The organism is Chromobacterium sp. INPA-IVC (assembly GCF_059047085.1).
The window spans coordinates 45,253-65,992 of the sequence record NZ_JBTNLS010000013.1; the positions used below are offsets into that span (position 1 = coordinate 45,253).

Sequence of the window (20,740 nt, forward strand, 5' to 3'; positions counted from 1 at the left end):
GCTTGAGAAAAAAGCGCAATTATAGCGCCGGCTCAGCCGCAAGTGGTAAGTTGTTCCATCACCGGCGGCAGGAAAATGCCGCGGTACAAATACTGCAACAGCCGGCTAGCGGCCAGGGTGGCGTCCGGACACGGCGTCTCCACCAGCAGCCGGTTCATCAGGCCGTCGTGCAGCGACTGCAGCGCCACCGCCACTTCGTCCGGATCGACGCAATCATAGGTCTGCCCCCTATCCTTGGCCGCCAGCACCACCTGGCTCAGCATCCCGCGCGCCTCGTGCATGTGGGCGACGCACTCCTCGTGGATCGGCGCCAATTCGCCGACGTGCTCGCTGCGCATGAACAGGATCAGCAGAATCCGCCGCACCTGCGGATTGTGCTCGATCAGCGCCAGCAGACGGTGGCTGTGCTGCCACAACGCCTGGGCCGGATCGGTGTTGGCGACAAGCAACAGTTGCTCGCGCATATCGTCGAACGACGGCGACACCCGGTCCAGCATCGCGCGGTACAGATCCAATTTGTTCTGGAAGTGCCAGTACACCGCGCCGCGGGTCAGCCCCGCGGCGGTGGCGATTTCCGCCAGCGTGGTGCGCGACACGCCCTGCTCGCTGAACAGCTGCTCGGCGGCGTCGAGCAACTGCTGGCGGGTCTGTTCCGCTTCCTCACGTGTTTTCCGTGCCATTCCTGATTCTTTACGCTAGTACTAATTAATGAATTTTAACGCCTATCCCTAGTCGATATCGCAAAGCTGTTACATGCCTCGACATTTCTTCATTTTACATACAGACGCGTATGTATGTAAAATGCGCAGACTCGGGGATATGACAATCCAGACCATTCCCCTAATAACAGTAAACCTTCCCGGATTCTGCTTTCGAGGACTCGAAACCATGCAAGCAAGTGTAGTGTTCCCGCGCGCCGCGCGCGGGCTGATGCTGGGCGTAGTGGCCGCCAGCCTGGCGGCCTGCGGCCAGAAACCCGACGCCCAAGCCGGCGGCGCGATGCCGCCGGTGCCGGTGGCCGTGATCAAGGTGCAGCCGGCCGACGTGCCGGTGTCGTACGAATTCGTCGGCCAGGCGGCCGGTTCGCGCGAAGTGGAAGTGCGCGCCCGCGTCGGCGGCATCCTGCAGAAGCGCGCCTACGCCGAAGGCAAGCCGGTGAAGGCCGGCGACCTGCTGTTCCAGATCGACCCCGAGCCGTTCAAGGCCGCGCTGGACCAAGCCAAGGCCAATCTGCAGGTGCAGCAGGCGCAGCTCGCCCGCACCAAGCAGGACTACGAGCGCATCATGCCGCTGTTCAAGGAGAACGCGGTCAGCCAGAAGGACCGCGACGACTCCGTGGCCGCCTATAACGCCGCCAAGGCCTCCACCGCCGCCGCGCAGGCGCAGGTGGAACAGGCGCAGATCAATCTGGGCTACACCCGCGTCACCGCGCCGATCTCCGGCATCACCAGCCAGGAAGCCCGCTCCGAGGGCAGCCTGGTGGCGACCAGCGCCGACGCCAGCCTGCTGACCAAGATCTCGCAGCTGGACCCGATCTACGTCAACTTCAGCATGTCCGACGGCGACATGCTGAACCTGCGCAAGATGCAGCACGCCGGCAAGCTGAAGCTGGCCAACGGCGGCGGTTTCGAAGTCCAGCTCAAGTTGCCCGACGGCAGCATGTACGGCAAATCCGGCCATCTGAACTTCACCGACAGCCTGGTGGACACCACCACCGGCACCATCCGCTCGCGCGCCACCTTCGCCAACCCGCAAGGCGGCATCCTGCCCGGCCAGTTCGTCCGCGTGCAGCTGAACGGCGCGGTGCGCACTCAGGCCATCACCGTGCCCCAGCGCGCGGTGCTGACCACGCAGCAGGGCAAGATGGTTTGGGTGGTCGGCGCCGAAGGCAAGGCCGCGCCGCGCCCCATCATCACCTCGCAGGAAGTGGGCCTCGACGTGCTGGTCGAGCAGGGCCTGAAGGCCGGCGACCAGGTCGTTGTCGACAACATCATCAAGCTGCGTCCGGGCGCCGAGGTCAAGCCTCACCCGTTCCAGGCCGACGCCAGCGCGCCGGCCGCCGCGGCCAAGCAGTAAACCAGGGGGAACCTGATACATGTTTTCCGCTTTCTTCATCCGGCGGCCGATCTTCGCCAGCGTGATCTCCATCGTGATCATGCTGGCGGGCCTGGCCGCCATCAAGGCGCTGCCTATCCAGCAGTACCCTGAAATCGTGCCGCCGGTGGTGAACGTCACCGCCAGCTATCCGGGCGCTTCCGCCGAAGTGATCGCCAACACCGTGGCCGCGCCGCTGGAGCAGGCGATCAACGGCGTGGACGACATGCTGTACGTGCAGTCCAACAGCGCCAGCAACGGCACGCTGTCGCTGACCGTGTCGTTCAAGATCGGCACCAACGCCGACCAGGCCACCATCAACGTCAACAACCGCGTGCAATCGGTGCTGTCGCAGCTGCCGGAAGAAGTGCGGCGCCAGGGCGTCAACGTGCGCAAGAAGTCCGCCACCATCTTGCAGGTGGTGTCGCTGTTCTCGCCCGACAACAGCCATGACACGCTGTTCATCAGCAACTACGCGCTGTTGAACGTGGTGGACGAGCTGAAGCGGGTGCAGGGCGTGGGCGACGTGGTGAACTTCGCCGGCCAGGACTACTCGATGCGGATCTGGCTGAAGCCGGACAAGCTGGCGCAGCTGAAGCTGACCCCCAGCGACGTTGCCGCCGCCATCCGCGAGCAGAACTCGCAGTTCGCCGCCGGCAAGCTGGGCGCCGAGCCGACGCCGCAGAAGCTGGACTTCACCTACACCGTGACCACCAAGGGCCGCCTGTCCGAGCCTGAGGAGTTCGAGAACATCATCGTGCGCGCCAATCCGGACGGCTCCGCGGTGAAGCTGAAGGACGTCGCCCGCGTCGAGCTGGGCGCGCTGTCCTACGACTTCCACGGCAAGCACAACGGCAAGGCCACCATCCCGATCGGCATCTTCCTGGCGCCGGGCGCCAACCAGCTGGCCACCGCGCAGGCGGTGGAAACCGAGATGCTGCGCCTGTCCAAGAGCTTCCCGACCGGCTTGTCCTACGGCATCCCGTACGACACCACCAAGTTCGTCGAAGTATCGATCGAGGAGGTGTACAAGACGCTGGGCGAAGCCATGGTGCTGGTATTCCTGGTGGTATTCCTGTTCCTGCAAAACTGGCGCGCCACGCTGATTCCCTGCCTGGCGGTACCGGTATCCATCGTCGGCGCCTTCGCCGGCATGTACGCCTTCGGCTTCACCATCAACACGCTGACGCTGTTCGGCCTGGTGCTGGCCATCGGCATCGTGGTGGACGACGCCATCGTGGTGCTGGAAAACGTCGAGCGCCTGATGACGCAGGAAGGGCTGTCGCCGCGCGAGGCCAGTCTGAAGGCGATGAAGGAAGTGTCCGGCGCGCTGGTCGCCATCGTGCTGGTGCTGTGCTCGGTATTCATTCCGGTGGCCTTCCTCGGCGGCATCGCCGGCCAGATGTACAAGCAGTTCGCGATGACCATCGCCGTGTCGGTGGTGATTTCCGGCATCGTGGCGCTGACGCTGACCCCGGCGCTGTGCGCGCTGATCCTGAAGGCCGAACACCAGCATCCGAACCGCTTCTTCACCTGGTTCAACAACTGGTTCGACCGCCTGACCGAGCGCTACGCCGGCGGCGTGGCCTTCATCAACAAGCGCGCGATGCTGGCGGTGCTGCTGTTCGGCGGCCTGATCGCCGCCTCCGCCGGCCTGTTCCGCATCATCCCGTCCAGCCTGGCGCCGGACGAGGACCAGGGCTATATCCTGGCCGCGGCCTTCCTGCCGGACGGCGCGTCGCTGACCCGCACCGCCGCCACCATGGACAAGCTGGACGCCATGATGGCCAAGAACCCGGCGGTGCAGGACCGGATGACCTTCGCCGGCTTCGACATCCTATCCGGCGGCAACAAGACCAACGCCGGCGTGTCCTTCATCGTGCTCAAGCCGTGGGATGAGCGCAAGTCGCCGGAGCTGTCGTCGATGGCGGTGGTGAAGGATGTATTCGGCAAGGGCGCGATGGGCATCAGCGACGGCATCGTGCTGGCCTTCAACCCGCCGCCGATCTCCGGCATGTCCAACACCGGCGGTTTTGAAGCCTATGTGCAGGACCGCGCCGGCCGCACCCCGGCCGAGCTGGGCGACATCACCAAGAAGATGGTGGCCGCCGCCGCCAAGCGTCCGGAGCTGAAGGGGGTGCAAACCACCTTCTCCGCCAGCGTGCCGCAGGTCTTCGTGCAGCTGGACCGCGACAAGGCCAAGGCGCTGGGCGTGCCGATCAACAGCGTATTCGACACCATGCAAAGCACCTTCGGCGCGTTGTACGTGAACGACTTCAACAAGTTCGGCCGCACCTTCCGCGTGCAGCTGCAATCCGAAGCGCCGTTCCGCACCAAGGTGGACGATCTGCGCAACGTCTACGTGCGCTCGCAGACCGGCCAGATGATCCCGCTGACCGCGCTGGTGAACATCCAGCAAACCACCGGCCCGGAAACGCTGGAACGCTTCAACGTGTTCCCGGCGGCCAAGCTGGTGGGCGGCCCGGCGCCGGGCTACAGCTCGGGCCAGGCGCTGACCGCGCTGGAGGAAGTGGCCAAGGAAACGCTGCCCGATGGCTATAGCCTGGCCTGGACCGGCTCCGCCTTCCAGGAAAAATCCACCAGCGGCTCGTCCGCCCTAGTGTTCGGCTTCGGCATGATCATGGTGTTCCTGATCCTGGCGGCGCAGTACGAACGCTGGAGCCTGCCGATCTCGGTGCTGATGGCGGTGCCCTTCGCCGTGTTCGGCGCGCTGATGGCCAACTGGCTGCGCGGCCTGGCCAACGACGTGTACTTCCAGGTGGCGCTGGTGACGCTGATCGGCCTGTCGGCCAAGAACGCGATCCTGATCGTCGAGTTCGCGGTGCAGCAGATGGAGGAAGGCATGGAAGCGGTGGACGCCGCGATGCAAGCCGCCCGCCTGCGCTTCCGCCCGATCGTGATGACCTCGCTGGCCTTCGTGCTGGGTTGCGTGCCGCTGGCCATTTCCAGCGGCGCCGGCTCCGCCAGCCGCCACTCGATCGGCACCGGCGTGATCGGCGGCATGCTGGCCGCCACCTTCATCGCCACCTTCTTCATTCCGCTGTTCTTCATCCTGATCATGAAGTTCAGCAAACAGAACAAGCCTCAGCAAAACGCCGAGGCCGGAGGAAACGCAGATGCTTAAGCGGGCCCTGATCCCCACCTTGCTGGCGCTGGCGCTGTCCGCCTGCGCGGTGGGCCCCGACTACAGCCGGCCCAAGGTCGAGCTGCCGGAGGCCCAGGCCGGCGCCCAGGCGCCGGCGGTGGACGCCGGCTGGTGGAAACGCTTCGACGACCCGGTGCTGAACCAGCTGATCGAGGAAGCCGTCAAGAGCAACCTCGACCTGCAGGCTGCCGCGGCCCGCGTCGACCAGGCCGCGGCGCAGGCCGGCATCGCCCGCGCGGCGCTGCTGCCCGCGCTGGGCGCCAACGCCGGCTACCAGAGCGGCCGCACCTCGCAGCAGCTCGCCACACCCGGCGCGCCGCTGGTCAACGACGTCCGCTCCGCCAACCTGACCGCCTCATGGGAGCTGGACCTGTGGGGCAAGCTGCGCCGCGGCAACGAGGCGGCGCGCGCCAGTTACCAGGCCAGCCGCTATGACCGCGACGCCGCCCAGCTGTCGCTGGCGGCCCAGGTGGCGCAAACCTACTTCCAGATGCGGGCGCTGGACGCCCAACTGGACATCGCCAAGCGCACGCTGCAAAGCCGCGAGGAATCGCTGAAACTGCAGACCAAGCGCTTTCACGGCGGCCTGATCTCCGAGCTGGACCAGCGCCAGGCCGAGGTGGAGGCCGCGTCGGCCCGCGCTTCCGTGCCGCAGTTCGCCCGTTCGCTGGAGCAGACCGAAACCGCGCTCGGCGTGCTGCTGGGCCACAGCCCCAAGCAGCTGGTGGACGGCGGCCTGGTCCGCGGCAAGGACATCAATAGCCTGGCCAGCCCGCCCGACGTGCCGGCCGACCTGCCCTCCAGCCTGCTGGAGCGCCGGCCCGACGTCGCCTCCAGCGAGCAGCAGCTGATCGCCGCCAACGCCCGCATCGGCGTGGCCAAGGCCGCCTACTTCCCCAGCATCAACCTGACCGGCGCGCTGGGCTCGCAGAGCCTGTCGCTGGACAGCCTGTTCACCGGCCCCACCCGCACCTGGAGCTTCGCCGGCAACCTGGCCGCGCCTATCTTCAACTTCGGCGCCACCGGCTATAACGTGGACGCCGCGACGGCCGGCCAGAAGCAGGCGCTGGCGCAGTACCAGAAGACGGTGCAGTCGGCGTTCAAGGACGCGCTGGATTCGCTGGCCGCCAACAGCGCCTCCCGCGACATCCTGCAGGCGCAAACCACCCAGGCGACGGCGCTGAACCGCACGCTGAAGCTGGCCGGCCTGCGCTACGACAACGGCTACGCCAGTTACCTGGACGTGCTGGACGCGCAGCGCAACAGCTTCCAGGCCGAGCTGAACCTGGTCAACGCCAAGCTGGACAAGCTCAACTCCACCATCGGCGTCTACAAGGCGCTGGGCGGGGGGTGGGAGGGGGAGAAGCGGTAACGCTTTCCTGCCGCTTGAATGGAAAAACCTGCCTGGAAACAGGCAGGTTTTTTTACGTCCGCTTGCGATGAGCCGCGATCAGACGATCTCATTCAGCTCCGCAGGGGTCTGCGCCTTGGCAATACGCTCCAGCACTGAGCGCAACCGGACAATAGCCGTTTCCACCTGCTGCAGCCTCTGTCCCGCCTCAGTCTTGAGCGCATCCACCGGCGCCGCGCCGCCAAGCATCGAGGTCAAAAGCTCCCTGACCGCTCGATGTTGATCAGCCTCCAGACGGCCAATCTCCCCTTGGCAACGCGCCATTCTGGATTGGCGCAGTTGTTCAATGGAAAGCGCCGGGCCGTCAACCAAGACGGGGCAACCGTTGCCATCCGCCTGAATAAGCTTGCCAGCCGCCTGTCCGCGAAACAGCGTCTCATACACAGAAGCCTCCACCTGGACCGCATCCGCGGGGTAGTCTTGTCCATGGACCTCGCTATCGTAAAAACCACCCGTTCCGGCAGAATAAAAAATCGTCATTTCGCTCTCCTCAGTTATCAATATCCAATCGCGATCCAGTCGAATGCGGTTCTTTCACCCACACCGGAAGAGCCAAATGTCTGGGTATAGCCAATCGTCGCCTTTTCCTTTGATCGCCCCCCTACCCAGAAATAGCCTTCTTGTGTCTGGCTGTTGACACTATTCTCATTGCCATTAACCATGATGGAAAAGCATGCCGATGGAAAGCTTGTCCGGAATGTGATCTCACCCGTCGCGAATAATGGGCTGCCAAAGCCACTAGGTTGTCCTAAGGTTGCCAATAAACTTCCCTGTCCCCACTGGATGATCAGGCCGCTGGGCAATTTCTGGTAGCCGTTGCCTTCTACCACACTAGAGAAAACTAGGTTTCCGCTATGCCATACTTGTTTCCAGTCGCTCCATATGTCGTCGTAACGGCTGCGGAAAAATAACTGAGTATTTTTCGGATGGTGGGTCTGATACTGCTGGAAAGTCATGCTGCCGCTATTCAAGGTGGTCAACGCGCCAGCATCCTTGATGGGAGGATAGTTTTTCCCTGATGCCGCTCGCACATTCATTCTCTGCCTGACCCATCCATTTGCCTGTATGACATTAAGATCAGAATCGTCCTCAAGCTCTCCACGGAATGACATCACCGGCCCGTCAATCGCCGCCTGGAAATCAGCCTTCGCAGCAAACTTGTCATCTAGCATTCCATACGCAGGCGTCCAGACCGCTCCCGCCTTATCCACGCCCAATACTTTGCTTGAGTTGATATACATCCCGAGAACGCTGGTGCCGGAAACAGGTTTGTCCCCGGACATATCCGCAAACAAACCGGTGTCGCCATCTGGACCAAACGCGAAGCCCACATTCGAGCCATCTCCTGACGGCAGGCCCTTGTCCGCTCTCACCGTTGTTCCCCATAAGCGGCCTTGACTGTCTTTGCTTGCCGCATCAGTAATGCCATAACCCGCCAGCGTGGTCGGCTGACCAGTCGCGATCTTCGACCAATCCAACAGTGGCACATCGCTCGCAGCCATCTGCCTGCCCGCCGTCACCCGTCCCATCGCATCCACCGTCACCATGCCGTAGGTGCCGGCTGCCGCGCCGCTGTTGGCCAGCGCCACCGTGGGGTTGCCCGCCTTGCCGTCGCCGTTGCTGATGGTAATGCCCTGGCCGGCGGCCAGACTGCGCACGGTCGCCGCGCCTGGACCAGTATTGACGTAGAGGCCGGCCGCGCCTTTCAGATTGGCCAGCGCGGTCAGGTCGGAGCTAGCTGGCTGGGCATCGGCTTTAGAGGCAAACTTGTCATCCAACATTCCATATGCAGGCGTCCAAACCGCTCCCGTCTTATCCACCCCCAATACCTTGCTAGAATTGATATACATCCCAAGTACGCTAGTGCCTGTAATGGGTTTATCTCCCGACGCATCCGCAAACAAGCCGGTATCTCCGTCCGGACCGAATGCGAAACCCACGTTTGAGCCATCCCCGGCCGGGATGCCTTTTTCCGCGCGAATCGTCGTTCCCCACACCCTGCCCTGGCTATCTTTGCTTGCCGCGTCGGTAATGCCATACCCCGCCAATGTGGTCGGTTTGCCGCTGGCAACCTTACTCCAGTCATGCGCCGGCATATCATCGCCAGTCATTTGCCGGCCTGCTGTGACCCGGCCTTTCCCGTCTACGGTCACCATGCCGTAGCTGCCAGGCGCCACGCCGCTATCGCGCAGTGTCAGTTGGCCGGTGACATCCTTGCTGCCATCGAAGACGACATTCCAGCTGCCGTCGCCGGTCGCCTCAATCTTGCGCGCGGCGCTCAGCTTGGCCGCGTTGCCGGCCGGCTGCTTGCCGCTGGCCAGTTGCTCGACTTGGTCCTTCAGATAACTGGTGCGATTTGCCAGCTGCTTGCCTTGCAGATTGTCGATGCCGTCCGGCCCGGCCAGCACTGGATCTGAAGTTTCCAATTGATAGATGCCAGGTTCCCAAAACGACTTTTCCTGCAGATTGGCCATGTCATTCCTCACGGTCATGAATAGTGATGGACTGCCGACCCGCAGGCGGCAGAAGCGAAATCAAGACCGTGGCGATGAACGCATGCGTCCCCGTCCAAGCGCCTGAGCCACGCAAGGTGCGCGGCAAAAAACCGGCCTCAAGACAGAGGCCGGCTTTCCGGTCAGGACGACATGGTGCCCAAGCGCGCGGCGCGCGGATTGGAACGGGGTTTAGGAAAGGGGTTTACGACTTCCGTCTATCCGGCGAGATGCTCAGGCGGCGGGCTGCGCGGGCCATGCGCTGTCCGCCAGCGACGGCCAACCTGCTTGCTGCGGCAGGCGGGATAAATCGACGCAGTAGCGTTTCCACTCCGCCAGCTTGGCCTGTTCCGCAGCGCTGGCGATACCCAACTCCACCGCGTCCTCCAAGGGCTTGCGCTGTTGCAAGGCCGCTGCCAAACGCTGCTGTTGCCGCAATTGCGCCGCCGCCGTCTGAGCCGCCCGTTGCGCCGCGTCGTCCACCGTCCATGCATCGTCCTTCCACACGGCGAAAGCAGGAGGTTGCTGCGTCGTGGCGTTCAGGCTGCCCGGCGTATCGCCGATTTTCGGCATGACCAGCTGAGCCGTCTGTTTGCTCCACAACGGCGTAGCGCGCCAATCAACCTGCAAGGCCCACTCGCCATCGCAGAAAACAGCAACCTGACGTTCTCCTGCCTGCGGCGGCTGTTGCTCGGTCGTAAAACCCGGGATCAACCAGACCTCCTCCGCATCCAGCGGCGATCGGTCAGCCAGCGCCAGGCCTAAATACTCGCCGGTTTGCGGGTGATAGCTGTAAACAGTTTTCTGTTGTTGCATGGCGAATCTCCTCAGTATTTGACGCAAGCGAGCAGCGCGACGTTGCGCGGACGGGTGGAACCGTAGCCAAAATTCCAGCCATTGCTATCCAAATCAGGATGAACTTCCTGGCCAGGAATCCAGGCTCGGCTCATCTGATACCACAGCTTGCTGACTGGATCCGCGCCTAAGTCTTGATATCCATCTAGCGCGTTATCGGTCGCATGAATTGGCGTGCCTACGCAAATCGCGCCCAGTGTTGGATCCGAAAAAGTCAGCGTTCCCTTTTGCCATGAACCGAATGCCCGCTTTTCCACATCTTTGCGGCTGTCGCTCCAGCCACGGATGAATTCGCCGCACAAATTGGGCAAATAGAACTTCCCGGCATCCGAGGCAAGCTGATAACCCGCCTGGGCAGTCGGCAGCGCGAAATTGCCGGCATATCGACACATTTTGCTGATTTTCCAATCCTGATAGTAAGCCGTGGTGGAGCCTGCGACACCCGGTGCGCCGCCATCCACGCCGAATACCAGCGTGTTGTCCGGGATGCTCACCCGGGTCGCGCTGGCCAGGCTCCACACCTGCGCGCCATCGACAAACAGGCGGTAAGTCGAGCCGTCGTAGCTGAAGGCGACGTGATACCAGCGAGGGGAGTTGAATACGCCGGCGGTCCCCAGCGATGCATTGGCAAAGAAACTCGTGCTGTTGCACAGCCATACCAGAGGCGCGCGGCTGGCCCTATCGATGGCGATCGTGATTTCACCAATCGAGGTAGAAGCATTCATGCTGACCAGCCAGGCTGCGCTGTAGCCGTTGGAGCCGCCCGTGCCGGCGAAAGTCGGATAATGCCACCCCTCGATGGTGAAGGCATTGGCATTGAACGCCTCAGTCAGCCCCAACGTCGCATAGCCGCTCCCCGCTACCGTCTTCAGGCTGGCGCCGCCAAACTTGGCCTGCTCGGTGGACATGTCCGTGCCGCCGTACACAATCAGTTGCTTGTTCCAGACGCGGTCCAGCAGGGTATCCGCGGCATCCAGCCTCAGCATCGCTTGAACGGCGGGATCCACCGGAGCGAAGGTCTGGCCAATCGCCGCGTACAGATTGCCGTAAGTGGACTGGGAAACCTGGGCGCCATTGGCCTTCAGCCAACCATCAGGAGCATTCGGCATGGAGAAATAGGCGACTTGCCCCGTCGGCGCGGCAGAGCCGCTGACCTGCCCTCCTCCCAGCAAAGGCATGCCGTTCACCAACTCGAACGCCACATCCAGTTGCGCGTCGGGGCTAGCGGGCTTGTCGCCGCAATAGCGTTCCAGGCCCTGTCCCTCCCCGGAGCCAGCTCGGCCAATCAGCAAATAGGCGCTGCGATACTGGAATTTGTCGCTGGCAAACACCGCGCTGCTGGCGCCGCAGCGATACAGCGCCTGCGGCAGGCCGCCAGTCAGACGATTGCCCTGCGGCTCATCCCAGGTGTAAACAATTACGGTGGCGCCATCCGGAGACGCATTGAGCCAATCCGCGGCCGCCTTGTCCTGGCCATTCCCGCCGCACACATCGAATGTAGCGGAACGGCTCACGGCTCCGGCAGCATCCAACTGCACCATGTTGTAACTGCGAGCCATGGTTCCCACCGCTACGCCGTCGATCTCAACGCCTGCGATGCCATTCTTCGCCGAACCGCCGCCAGCCCGCACGCGTATCATCCGGCGACTATTAACTCTGGCCGCCACCTTAGCCAGATCGTTAGCGCTGGCGGCATCGGCAATGCCGTAGCCGGCCAGCGTGGTCGCCTTGTCCGCCTTGCCCGCCAGCTTGCCGTCCACCGTCGCCGAGTACTTGGGGTCGTTGTTCACCGCCGCCGCCAGCTCCTGCAGCGTGTTCAGATTCGCCGGCGCGCTGGACACCAGGCCATTCACCGCATTCTGGAGATCGGTTTTGCTGGCGCCGTCGTTAATGCCATACCCCGCCAGCGTGGTCGGCTTGCCGGTGGATACCTTGTTCCAGTCGTGCGCCGGCACGTCGTCGCCGGCCATTTGCCGGCCTGCGGTGACCCGCCCTTTTCCGTCGACGGTCACCATGCCGTAGCTGCCCGGCGCCACGCCGCTGTCGCGCAGGGTCATCGCCGCGCTGGCGTTGCCGCTGCCATCGAACATCACGTTCCAATTGCCGTCGCCAGTCATCGCAATGTTGCGCGGCGTTTTCAGCCGGTCGGCGAACTCCGCCACCAGCGCGCCGGAAACCAGATCATCGATCTGTTTTTTCAGATACGCGGTGCGGTTGGCCAGCTGCTTGCCTTGCAGGTTGTCCACCCCATCCGGCCCGGCCAACACCGGATCTGAGGTTTCCAGTTGATAAATGCCCGGTTCCCAGGTGATTTTTTCTTGCAGATTGGCCATCAGGCGGTTCCTCGGTTGAATTGCTTGTTGCGGCGGATGACGCCGTTGTGGCGGTTGGCCACGGCTTGGTACTCCAGGCTGGCCAGCTGGCAGCGCGCCGGCGCGTACAACGCCAGCATGCGGCGCAGCTGGGCGGCCTGGTCGTTGGTGATGGGCTGGTTCAGCAGCACCCGGTATTGGTTCCAGCTGTTCGGGTCGCCATGGACGTAATAGCCGTTGCGGCGGATGAGGCCGTTGCGATGCTGGCCGGCCAGGCCCTCGATCAGCGCCACCTCGCCCAGGCCCAGGCGGCGGATCACCTCGCGTATCGCCCACGGCGTGCCCTTGTAGCGGTGCAGCTCATTGGCGCTGTGCAACAGCGCGCGGCGGGCATCGTCGGACTCCGCCAGTGTCCAGCCTTCCTCGCCGTGGATATGGAATTGCTCGGCCAGCAGCGGCAACAGGTCCGGCTGCACGGTGTCGATCAGGTTGACCAGGAACACCGACAGATCAAGGCCCGACACCCGCTCGGTGAGCTGGGACAGCGGCCCGAAGCGCTGGTCGCGCGCCAGGATGGAGGGAACGGCATCAGTCATCGCGCGCGCCTCCTGGCTGGGGATATCCGCCCGTCGCCGCTTGACGGCGCGGGCGAAGGCCGGGTTGCAGATGCATGGAGACCTCCTTGTGTTTGAACGGGGATGAGAGGTGGGACGGAGCGCCTGCGCGATCCGCGAATGGGAAGGGAGCAATGGCGGCGGAGCGGCCGCCGGAGAGAAGTCAGCGGGCGTGCATAGCCACGCGCAGCACGGCCAGCGAACGGAAGCGGCAACTCAGCCGAGCGGGCTCTGGCTGGCTAGGCGCTTGAGGACGGGATGGTTGATCGGATTGGGAAGACGGGGAGGACGCGCGCGCATCGGGCGCGGAGGAATGGGAGGGGAACATGGATAGGCTCCTGGAAGCCGAAAGGGGCAAATCGGGGAAGGATTAGTCGCCGGAACGGCGAAAAAGAGAACGGCAGAAAGAAACTGAAAGAAAGAGCCCGTGATCATCGCCAGGGGATGAAGCAAGCGGCGAAATCAGGAGACAAAAAGCTGGAGAGGATGGGCAAGCAGATTTGAGAAGCATTGAGGGCAGCCGCCGGGCACGGGAGAGAAACCCGACGGCAATCGGCTTGGAGGATGAGCCGACTTGATGCGAAGGAAACGCGGGGCAAGCTTAGGCCAAGCGTCTTGGCGCGCCTAAGCTTATATGCTTACAACTCGATGCCTGCGTTTTGCTTGGCCAAGAGGTAAATCGCATCGGTAGTGGCGACCACAACCGCTTTCGCCGCTTCATGATTCTCCGTCTCCAGCGCGCGGGCCTTGCCCTTCAGTCGCAGATCGCGGATTTCGTACATCGCGTCGTCCCACATCGCCGCCTTGCGCAGAATGCTGTCCGCAGCCTCCTTGGGCGCCAGCTTCGCCGCCTCCGCCCAGCTCTTCACGCTGCGGGGCATCTCACCCTGATAATCCGCCGCCTTGAATGCCGCCGCCTCGCTGGCCGCGCGGGCATACTCCAGCACGCGGAACGAGTCGCTCAGGATTCGCCGACGGGCAAAATCGGCTGCCTCATCAATCAACCCGCCCGTGGCGGCCTTGGCGGCGCCGAATGGCAGTTGATCGAACTCGTAACCCGCGTAAGTCATATCCCCGTAAGTCACGGTAATATTATAAAAATTCATGTCCACTCCCTATAGATTTTTCAAATTAGTTCTAGCATTCACCAACGTCGCAGGATCTGTTTTTGCTGCGACTTGATGAATATATTTCCCACCAAAATTTTCTGGAAAACCAACACCATTACACTGCAAAACCAAGAAGCTAGTAGGGCAGCCGATTAAAGACCCAATAAAATCATCGGGAGCAATGATATTACACAAGTTCAACTTCAAAGACACAATTGACTGCCCACCATTCATGGCAGAATTCACGAGTGAATTACTATGACTATTTGGAGGTATGGGAGTTACTCCTTTAGCGGATGGCAATACAATATCGACTGAAGTGATTTCCACCTGCCCACCTCGAAAGCAGCCAAATCGCCCCAGAACTGACTCCATATTCCCTGGATAATAATCTACTAATAGCCTTACTCTCGGCTGACGATCTGCTATTGATCTTAGCCACAGATATCGCCCATCAACGTTTATACTTTTGTTAAGAACGTAGTCTTCCAACAAAACAACATCACAAACACCCCCCACAGGAGTCAAATCCAATGCTTTTTGCATTGATGCTAGCGGATTTTCCTTACCACCTACATTGCTATCCGATCCTGACAAAGCATCAACATAGTAGGTTCTTTTATTCTGAGGAATAGTGGCTACAGCCCTCTCTACCGCTTTATCAATTTCCTGCCGTTTTCCGATAAAGGTGTTGATCAACCCATTCGTCGCCGTCACCAGCTCGGCGATTTTTCCTTCCAAACTCATAATCATCCCCTGAGGTTAGGTACATCAAAACGGTGCGATATCCTGACGATGCCGGCAAAACTCCATCCAAACTCGGCTCGCCATTTTTATGTATTGGTACTCAACCTGCCTGCTACGCCAGCTTGCGTTGCAAGATGGCTTGGGCCTGCTCCTGGCTGCGCAGCCAGTCGTCGCGAATCACTCCGCGCCGGGATTCGTCGATCTGGGCGGCGGCGACAGCCACCATCCATTCCTGCCACTCCAGGCGCGCGGCCTGTTGCTGGGCCTCCATTCGGGACAGCTGCTGTTGCAGCAGGTCCAGCTGGCGGTTGAACACCTGCTGTTGCCGGTCCTGAACTTGCAGCTGGTCGTCCCGCGCCACGCCGCGCCCTGCTTCGTCTATCTGCGCGCTTGCCAAGGCGGCCAGCTCGCCCGCCAGGCTCAGATTCAGGCCCGCGCCGGTGGACTGCACGGTCACGCAGTCGGCCGGCACGCCGGACAGCGCCAGGTCGTAGGCCAGCAGCAGCTGCATGCCGGCCTGCTTGTAGGCCAGGGCCTGGGTCGGGTGGGACCAGATGGCCAGCGGCTGGCCGCCTTCCAGGATGAAAGCGACTTCGCGGATCCAGAATTCCTTGTCGTCGTCGGCCAGCGCGGTGAGATGCAGCTGGCGCGGGCCTTCGCTCTTGCCGTCGGCGATCGGGTAGCGGGCGCGCTCGCGCTTGAGCATGGCTTGGCCGGCGCTGGGCGCGTAGCCGGCGTCGCCGAGGGCGACGTGGGTGATCCGCAGCTGGACGCCGTCTCGGCTGGCCAGCTGAATGGCGGCTAGGCCGCTATCCAGAATGATGGGGATCAGCGGGGTGCTGCTCATCGATTTACCTCCATATTGGCGCGCACCACGGCCAGCGGCTGGATGGCCCCGGCTAGGCGCAGCGTTGCGAAAAGCGGCTTGGCCGGCGGCGGCTCGCAGGCGGCTTCCACCCGCCGCAGCGCCCGGCCCTGCAAGGCGCCGGCCAACCGCAACGGCTGGTCGAACGCGGCGCCCAACCGGAAGCGATAGGCGCTGCGCGCCGGCTTCACCTGGTCCACCATGCGCCGCAGGCGGCGATACAGCTCGGCGTTCAGCACCGGTTCGCCCGGCATCAGGTTGTCGTTGACCCAGGCCATCAGATCGAAGGTGTGGGGCTGGCCGGCCTGCTTTTCCTGCCACCACTCGGTCAATTTCACCTGCACGCCCAGCACCCGGAACACCTCGTTCACCGCCCAGCGCGTACCCTTGTAGCGGTGCAGTTCGATCGCGCGCTTGATCAGCTCGCGCTGCTGCGTCTCGCCGGCGGCCAGCAGCCAACCTTCGTCGCCGGACACGTGGAACTGCTCGGCCAGCAGCGGCAGCAGCCTGGGCTGCGCGCAGTCCACCAGGTTGACCAGCAGATCCAGGGTGTCGAAACGGCCCTGCGTCTGCGGGTTGGCCTCGTCCCCGCCCAGCACGCCCAGTCGGCGGGTCAGCTCGGCCAGCGGGCCGAAGCGCGCGTCCCGCGCCAACAGGCCCGGCGTCGCGTCCTTAGCCATTGTTGAGGCTGTCCACGGTCAGGCCAGCGATGCCGTTGGTGCAGTGCGCCCAGCCGTAGGACGGCACTTTCTGGACGGCGGCCGGCTGCTGCAGATTCACCTGGTACACGCCCGGCACCGACAGCGCCGCCACCAGCTGCGACGGCACGATGTCGTTGCCCAGCTTGGCCTGTTGGGTCTGCAGATAGGCTTGCAGCGCATCCTGCGCGCGCTGCAGCACCTGCTTGGCGTCGGAGCCGGCGTAAAGCTGCAGGCTGGCCGCCACCTGGTAGGCGAACTCCACCGGCGGCTTCACCGACACCTTGTCGGTCAGCGGCCGCACACGGTCGGCGCTGCAGGTGTTGGCCACCTTGGCTCGCAGGTCGTCGCTGGGCAGCCCGCCGCTCGCCAGCGGATACAGCCAGACTTCGCCCGGCTGCGGCACATCCGCCGGCTTGCCGCCCTCTTCCAGATTGTTGGCGCTGACCACCGCCACATCGACAATGCTCTGGTCGGCACGCAGCGCGTGGTGACGATAGGCGGCGGCGCTACCAGCCACGCTGAACGATTCCGGCGCCAGGCGGATGCGCTGGCGCAGCCGCTCGTCGTCCTCGGCGTCGGCACCGCCAGCGCTGACCTCCGTGTTCCTGACGGTCACGTTCACGCCCAGATCGTCCACCAGCTGATTGATGGCGCCCGGCTCCTGGCCGTTGCCGCCCATGCCCGGCTCCACCGCCACCACCGGCACCGCCACCGGCACATCCTGATCCTGCAGGATGTTCACTACCGCCTGTTCCGTGGTCTGGAACTGGACATCGCCGCGGCCGGCCACCAGCGTCTGCGGCTTGATGATCACGGTCTGCGGCGCGCCGGCCTTGAAGGTGAAGCTCACCTTGCTGCGCGCCTGTTGCGCCGGCAGCCGGGCCACGCCCACCAGCTCGCCCAGGTAGTCCAGCATCGGCGCGCGGGCGAAGGCCACCAGGTTTTGCCGTCCGGCGTCGTTGAAGGCGGCGCGGGCCACGCTTTCGCGGTAGGCGATCAGGTCGATCAGCAGCCGCTCCACCTGGCCCGGATACAGCGTCTTGCCGGCCATGTTCTGGTAGGCGGTGATCAGCTCGTTGGTGATCAGCTGCGGATCGTCGTCGATAAACTTCGGAAGGTCGGTCGTCGTCTGATTCATGGCTCTTGTCCTAGATTCACAGCCTGAGTTCGGTTTCGCGGATCACGCCGTCGGCCAGCTTCCATTGCGCGCACAAGTGCGCGCCGCCGTCGGCCTCGATGCTGAACAGCACCTTCAGCAGCTGGATGCGCGGCTCGCCGTACAGCGGATGGCTGATCGCCGCCACTGCCTCCCGCACCACATGCGGGCGGGCGCGGTCCACCGGGTAATCCAGATAGCGGAACAGGTCGCTGCCGAACTCCGGCCGCAGCGGATCGCTGCCCTTGGGCGTGCCCAGGATGATCCGCAAGGCCTGGTGGATGTCGTCCAGATTCTCGACGATGTCGGCGACGCTGGCGCCGGGTCTGGCATCGCGCGGCTGCAGCGCCGGCTGCCAGTGCAGGGATGAGATGTCGGTTAGCTGTGTCATGGCCTTATGGTGCCAAAGCGCCGCCAGCGGGGCTTTTAAACCGGATTAGGAACGGAGTGGAAACCCGCCCGTTTTCAGCGGCGGCGGCAGCGCTGGGAGGAGAGTGGATTGAGTCCGCCATCCGCGTGCGGACCGGCTGGGGAAGTGGCGCGCCCCGTTGAGAGAGGCGCGCCGGGCAACACGAAGGAACAGATGAGTTGGGCGGTCGGATCAGACCGCGGCCGGGGCGTTGGCCAGCACTTCGGCGGCCCGGCCCTTGCCGATCAGGCCGGCGGCCTCCAGCGCCTGAACGCCGCTCTGGGTGACCGCGTCATCCAGGCTGATGTCGCGCGCCAGGCTGAAGCGCTCCCACCAGGGCCGCAGCGCCGGATTGTCGCCGAAGGCCTTGAGCATCGCCTGGATCTCCGCGTCGGTGAAGCGCGCCATGAACTGCTTGTGCGTCATCCGGCGCGGAACGGCGACGGCGACGTCGACCGCCCAGACGAAGGCCTGGACGCTCGCCGCGTCGGTCAGCGCGTCCACCGCCTGCTCGGCGGCGTTGGACGAGCGGCGGATCGACTCGCGCTCGGCCAGCGCCGCGTCCACCTCGGCCAAGGTGCCCCAGCCGGCGGCCTCGCGCTCGCGGGCGCGTTGCAGCTTCCAGTCGTCGGACTCGATCAGGTGGGCGGCCTCCAGCTTGATGCGGGCCTTGCGGGCCGATTTGGCGCGAGACAGCGCAGCCTGGACATCCCGGACAAGCGAGGCGCCGTCAAAGGCGTAATCGCCCATCGCATCGATATCGAAGCCTTCCGGCGGCGCAATCAGCGCCTGATTCTTTCCCGCCAGGAAGTCGCCATCCACCGTGACGCCGGCCACTGTTTTGGTCTGTAAATCGACAATGATTTTCATGTTTATCCTTAGTCCATCACCACGTATTGCAGCTGCGACGAGTGGCCGGTGTTGTTATTGAACTGCAGGGGATTGACCGCCATCACATTGGTTTTCCAACCCTCAGTAGATGCCGGCTGCAGCGTCTGCACTTGACCAACGACCGATCCTCCCCGTCGGACGGCGAAGTTGTGGAACCAGCCAGGGTTGGCGCTGGGCGTGGACTGCTGCTGGTGGCGCAGGATCAAAGCCCGGCCGCTGTAGTAGGTATACGGGCCGGTATCAGTCCTCGCCGCCGGCAGGGTCGCCTTGTTATTGACCAGCCAAGTCACCGCCGACGCGTCATTGGCGATAGCCTGCACCGCCGCATCGCTTCCCCACACAGCTTGCCGCGCCGCCGAGGAGGCGAACACGGCGTTCATGGCCACCGGAGACGCCACCACCAACGCCATCGCGGCGGATGATGCGACCAGCGTCGTCAACGCAGACGTGTTGGCCAACAGAAGGTTCATCGCGGCCGCAGACGCCGCAAGCACGGTTATCGCGTTTTGAGACGCCACCACCACTCCCATGCCCGTCTGCGATGCCACGACCACCGTCGTTGCCGTCGACGACGCCGCCACCACGGCCATTGCGGATGGCGATGCCGCAACCACAGCCATTCCCGTCGACGACGCCGCCAACATAGTCATCGCGCTCGATGATGCCGCCACGGTGGTCATCGCCGCCGTCGACGCCGCCACAACCGCCATCGCAATCGAAGACGCCACGACTACCGCCCACGCCGATGGGCTGGCCAATAAAGCAGACAGCGAGGTTTGCGACGCCGCCACCGCTGTCATCGCAGCCGATGATGCGGCTATGGCCGCCATCGCAACCGAGGATGCCAGCACCGCCGCCATCGCGGTCGGAGAGGCGGTAACCGCACTCATCGCCGTCGAGGAGGCGACCACCGCCATCATCGCCGTCGCCGACGACACCACGATCGCCCACGCCGACAGGTTCGCCAGCAAGGCGGACAACGCGATCGACGATGCCATCACCGCGGCCATCGCGGCCGGCGACGACACGACGCTCGTCCAAGCCGACGCGTTCGCCAGCAAGGCGGCCATCCCGGTCGGCGACGACGCCATCGCCGCCATCGCCGTCGACGACACCGCCACGACCGCCATCGCCGCCGGAGAGGCGATCACGGCGACCATGGCCACCGCGCTGGCCGCCACCGCCTTCATCGCGGTGGCGTTGCCGAGCAGCAGATTGGTGATAGGCGCATTGCCGACGATGGCCGTCATCGCCGGCGCGCTGCCGGCGACCGCGCTCATCGCTGTCGGACTATCGGCGACGGCGGCCATGATGGCGGCGCTGGAAACGATGGCCGGCATCACGCCGGCGGAGGCCAGCTGTTGCTCGAAGCGCGCGCGGTTGGGCGCTTGCTGCAGATAGTTTTCCAGCGCGGCGCCGTTCATGTCGCGCAAGTAGTCGATGTCCTGCAAATCCAGGCTGCTGACCAGGCTGTGCGCCCTGAGCAGCGCCGACTGCATCACCAGATCGGTGGCGCCGGCATTGCCGAGATCAGCGCCCAGCAGCTGGCTTTTGATCCGCGCCAGGTATTGCGCGCGGTACTCCTGCAAATCTTTTGACATGGTTCCTCCGGGTTTACAGGCCCGCGCCTGCCAGCGCAGTCAGAGTTAACAGCTGGGCGTCGACCGCGTTTTTGCGATCGACGAACTGGGCGGCGGCGGCATCGATGTCGCTGCGGGCGCGCTTGAAGGCGGCCACCAGTTCCTGCACGGTGTCCAGGTTGAGGTCATCACTGGACAGCAGCGCGTCCAGGCTGGCCATCTTCTGGTCCAGCGCCGTGAAGGCGTCGCGTATCCGCAGCACGTCCTCGGCCAGGCTGTTGCCGGGGTTCGGCAAGGGCAGGTTCAAATGGGGGGTCTGATTGTCCATCGCCCCCTCC

Annotated in this window: 18 protein-coding genes; 3 read left to right on the forward strand and 15 right to left on the reverse strand. The window is 63.7% G+C overall.

The window, feature by feature from the left end:
- Positions 1 to 32 precede the first annotated feature (32 nt).
- Entirely contained in the window at positions 33 to 680 is a 648-nt protein-coding gene (locus ACX17K_RS21305) for a TetR family transcriptional regulator (RefSeq protein ID WP_343480492.1), read from the reverse strand.
- A 208-nt stretch (positions 681 to 888) separates the two neighbouring features.
- On the opposite strand from ACX17K_RS21305, the gene ACX17K_RS21310 reads away from it, so the two are divergent.
- The 3 genes from ACX17K_RS21310 to ACX17K_RS21320 are packed head-to-tail and all read left to right on the forward strand — an operon-like array spanning position 889 to position 6,632.
- Positions 889 to 2,076 carry an efflux RND transporter periplasmic adaptor subunit gene (locus ACX17K_RS21310; protein ID WP_493776334.1) on the forward strand — a complete coding sequence of 396 codons (1,188 nt, stop codon included), beginning with the start codon at positions 889 to 891 and terminating at the stop codon, positions 2,074 to 2,076.
- A 19-nt stretch (positions 2,077 to 2,095) separates the two neighbouring features.
- Positions 2,096 to 5,239, forward strand: coding sequence for an efflux RND transporter permease subunit (locus tag ACX17K_RS21315; protein ID WP_493776335.1), 3,144 nt, complete (start codon positions 2,096 to 2,098; stop codon positions 5,237 to 5,239).
- Positions 5,232 to 6,632, forward strand: coding sequence for an efflux transporter outer membrane subunit (locus tag ACX17K_RS21320; protein ID WP_493776336.1), 1,401 nt, complete (start codon positions 5,232 to 5,234; stop codon positions 6,630 to 6,632). Before ACX17K_RS21315 ends, ACX17K_RS21320 begins: the two co-directional genes overlap by 8 nt.
- Before the next feature lie 78 nt (positions 6,633 to 6,710).
- Here the strand turns inward: ACX17K_RS21320 and ACX17K_RS21325 are convergent, their stop codons facing one another.
- The 14 genes from ACX17K_RS21325 to ACX17K_RS21390 form a co-directional block, all read right to left on the reverse strand.
- Positions 6,711 to 7,151 (reverse strand): hypothetical protein, encoded by a 441-nt coding sequence (locus tag ACX17K_RS21325; RefSeq protein WP_493776337.1) that lies wholly within the window; start codon positions 7,149 to 7,151, stop codon positions 6,711 to 6,713.
- Positions 7,152 to 7,168: 17 nt separating this feature from the next.
- Entirely contained in the window at positions 7,169 to 9,145 is a 1,977-nt protein-coding gene (locus tag ACX17K_RS21330) for a pyocin knob domain-containing protein (RefSeq protein ID WP_493776338.1), read from the reverse strand.
- Positions 9,146 to 9,397: 252 nt separating this feature from the next.
- Positions 9,398 to 9,979 (reverse strand): tail fiber assembly protein, encoded by a 582-nt coding sequence (locus ACX17K_RS21335; protein ID WP_493776339.1) that lies wholly within the window; start codon positions 9,977 to 9,979, stop codon positions 9,398 to 9,400.
- Between the two features lie 11 nt (positions 9,980 to 9,990).
- A complete protein-coding gene (locus ACX17K_RS21340) occupies positions 9,991 to 12,351 on the reverse strand; it encodes a LamG-like jellyroll fold domain-containing protein (RefSeq protein ID WP_493776340.1) in 2,361 nt (786 codons plus the stop codon).
- Positions 12,351 to 12,926 carry a phage tail protein gene (locus ACX17K_RS21345; protein ID WP_493776341.1) on the reverse strand — a complete coding sequence of 192 codons (576 nt, stop codon included), beginning with the start codon at positions 12,924 to 12,926 and terminating at the stop codon, positions 12,351 to 12,353. The genes ACX17K_RS21340 and ACX17K_RS21345 overlap by 1 nt, the downstream gene beginning before the upstream one ends.
- A gap of 656 nt (positions 12,927 to 13,582) precedes the next feature.
- Entirely contained in the window at positions 13,583 to 14,050 is a 468-nt protein-coding gene (locus ACX17K_RS21350) for a hypothetical protein (RefSeq protein WP_493776342.1), read from the reverse strand.
- A gap of 9 nt (positions 14,051 to 14,059) precedes the next feature.
- The gene (locus tag ACX17K_RS21355) at positions 14,060 to 14,800 is read right to left on the reverse strand and encodes a hypothetical protein (protein WP_493776343.1); all 741 of its coding nucleotides are present in this window, start codon (positions 14,798 to 14,800) and stop codon (positions 14,060 to 14,062) included.
- A 112-nt stretch (positions 14,801 to 14,912) separates the two neighbouring features.
- Positions 14,913 to 15,647: a phage tail-collar fiber domain-containing protein gene (locus ACX17K_RS21360; protein ID WP_493776344.1), complete on the reverse strand. Its 735-nt coding sequence runs from the start codon at positions 15,645 to 15,647 to the stop codon at positions 14,913 to 14,915.
- A complete protein-coding gene (locus tag ACX17K_RS21365) occupies positions 15,644 to 16,345 on the reverse strand; it encodes a phage tail protein I (protein WP_493776345.1) in 702 nt (233 codons plus the stop codon). Before ACX17K_RS21365 ends, ACX17K_RS21360 begins: the two co-directional genes overlap by 4 nt.
- Positions 16,338 to 17,504, reverse strand: a complete 1,167-nt coding sequence (locus ACX17K_RS21370) for a baseplate assembly protein (RefSeq protein WP_493776346.1) — start codon at positions 17,502 to 17,504, stop codon at positions 16,338 to 16,340. The genes ACX17K_RS21365 and ACX17K_RS21370 overlap by 8 nt, the downstream gene beginning before the upstream one ends.
- A 16-nt stretch (positions 17,505 to 17,520) precedes the next feature.
- Complete coding sequence (locus ACX17K_RS21375; protein ID WP_231161224.1) at positions 17,521 to 17,913, reverse strand: GPW/gp25 family protein; 393 nt, start codon at positions 17,911 to 17,913, stop codon at positions 17,521 to 17,523.
- A 210-nt stretch (positions 17,914 to 18,123) separates the two neighbouring features.
- Positions 18,124 to 18,801 (reverse strand): hypothetical protein, encoded by a 678-nt coding sequence (locus tag ACX17K_RS21380; protein ID WP_493776347.1) that lies wholly within the window; start codon positions 18,799 to 18,801, stop codon positions 18,124 to 18,126.
- 8 nt (positions 18,802 to 18,809) lie between these two features.
- On the reverse strand, positions 18,810 to 20,423 hold the full coding sequence (locus ACX17K_RS21385; protein WP_493776348.1) for a hypothetical protein: 1,614 nt from the start codon (positions 20,421 to 20,423) through the stop codon (positions 18,810 to 18,812).
- Between the two features lie 13 nt (positions 20,424 to 20,436).
- Positions 20,437 to 20,730, reverse strand: a complete 294-nt coding sequence (locus ACX17K_RS21390) for a hypothetical protein (protein ID WP_021476606.1) — start codon at positions 20,728 to 20,730, stop codon at positions 20,437 to 20,439.
- Positions 20,731 to 20,740 lie beyond the last annotated feature (10 nt).

Bases quoted from the DNA above. Each gene is read 5' to 3' on its own strand.
- ACX17K_RS21305 (WP_343480492.1), bottom strand. From the start codon at position 680: ATGGCACGGAAAACACGTGAGGAAGCGGAACAGACCCGCCAGCAGTTG.
- ACX17K_RS21310 (WP_493776334.1), top strand. From the start codon at position 889: ATGCAAGCAAGTGTAGTGTTCCCGCGCGCCGCGCGCGGGCTGATGCTG.
- ACX17K_RS21315 (WP_493776335.1), top strand. From the start codon at position 2,096: ATGTTTTCCGCTTTCTTCATCCGGCGGCCGATCTTCGCCAGCGTGATC.
- ACX17K_RS21320 (WP_493776336.1), top strand. From the start codon at position 5,232: ATGCTTAAGCGGGCCCTGATCCCCACCTTGCTGGCGCTGGCGCTGTCC.
- ACX17K_RS21325 (WP_493776337.1), bottom strand. From the start codon at position 7,151: ATGACGATTTTTTATTCTGCCGGAACGGGTGGTTTTTACGATAGCGAG.
- ACX17K_RS21330 (WP_493776338.1), bottom strand. From the start codon at position 9,145: ATGGCCAATCTGCAGGAAAAGTCGTTTTGGGAACCTGGCATCTATCAA.
- ACX17K_RS21335 (WP_493776339.1), bottom strand. From the start codon at position 9,979: ATGCAACAACAGAAAACTGTTTACAGCTATCACCCGCAAACCGGCGAG.
- ACX17K_RS21340 (WP_493776340.1), bottom strand. From the start codon at position 12,351: ATGGCCAATCTGCAAGAAAAAATCACCTGGGAACCGGGCATTTATCAA.
- ACX17K_RS21345 (WP_493776341.1), bottom strand. From the start codon at position 12,926: ATGACTGATGCCGTTCCCTCCATCCTGGCGCGCGACCAGCGCTTCGGG.
- ACX17K_RS21350 (WP_493776342.1), bottom strand. From the start codon at position 14,050: ATGAATTTTTATAATATTACCGTGACTTACGGGGATATGACTTACGCG.
- ACX17K_RS21355 (WP_493776343.1), bottom strand. From the start codon at position 14,800: ATGAGTTTGGAAGGAAAAATCGCCGAGCTGGTGACGGCGACGAATGGG.
- ACX17K_RS21360 (WP_493776344.1), bottom strand. From the start codon at position 15,647: ATGAGCAGCACCCCGCTGATCCCCATCATTCTGGATAGCGGCCTAGCC.
- ACX17K_RS21365 (WP_493776345.1), bottom strand. From the start codon at position 16,345: ATGGCTAAGGACGCGACGCCGGGCCTGTTGGCGCGGGACGCGCGCTTC.
- ACX17K_RS21370 (WP_493776346.1), bottom strand. From the start codon at position 17,504: ATGAATCAGACGACGACCGACCTTCCGAAGTTTATCGACGACGATCCG.
- ACX17K_RS21375 (WP_231161224.1), bottom strand. From the start codon at position 17,913: ATGACACAGCTAACCGACATCTCATCCCTGCACTGGCAGCCGGCGCTG.
- ACX17K_RS21380 (WP_493776347.1), bottom strand. From the start codon at position 18,801: ATGAAAATCATTGTCGATTTACAGACCAAAACAGTGGCCGGCGTCACG.
- ACX17K_RS21385 (WP_493776348.1), bottom strand. From the start codon at position 20,423: ATGTCAAAAGATTTGCAGGAGTACCGCGCGCAATACCTGGCGCGGATC.
- ACX17K_RS21390 (WP_021476606.1), bottom strand. From the start codon at position 20,730: ATGGACAATCAGACCCCCCATTTGAACCTGCCCTTGCCGAACCCCGGC.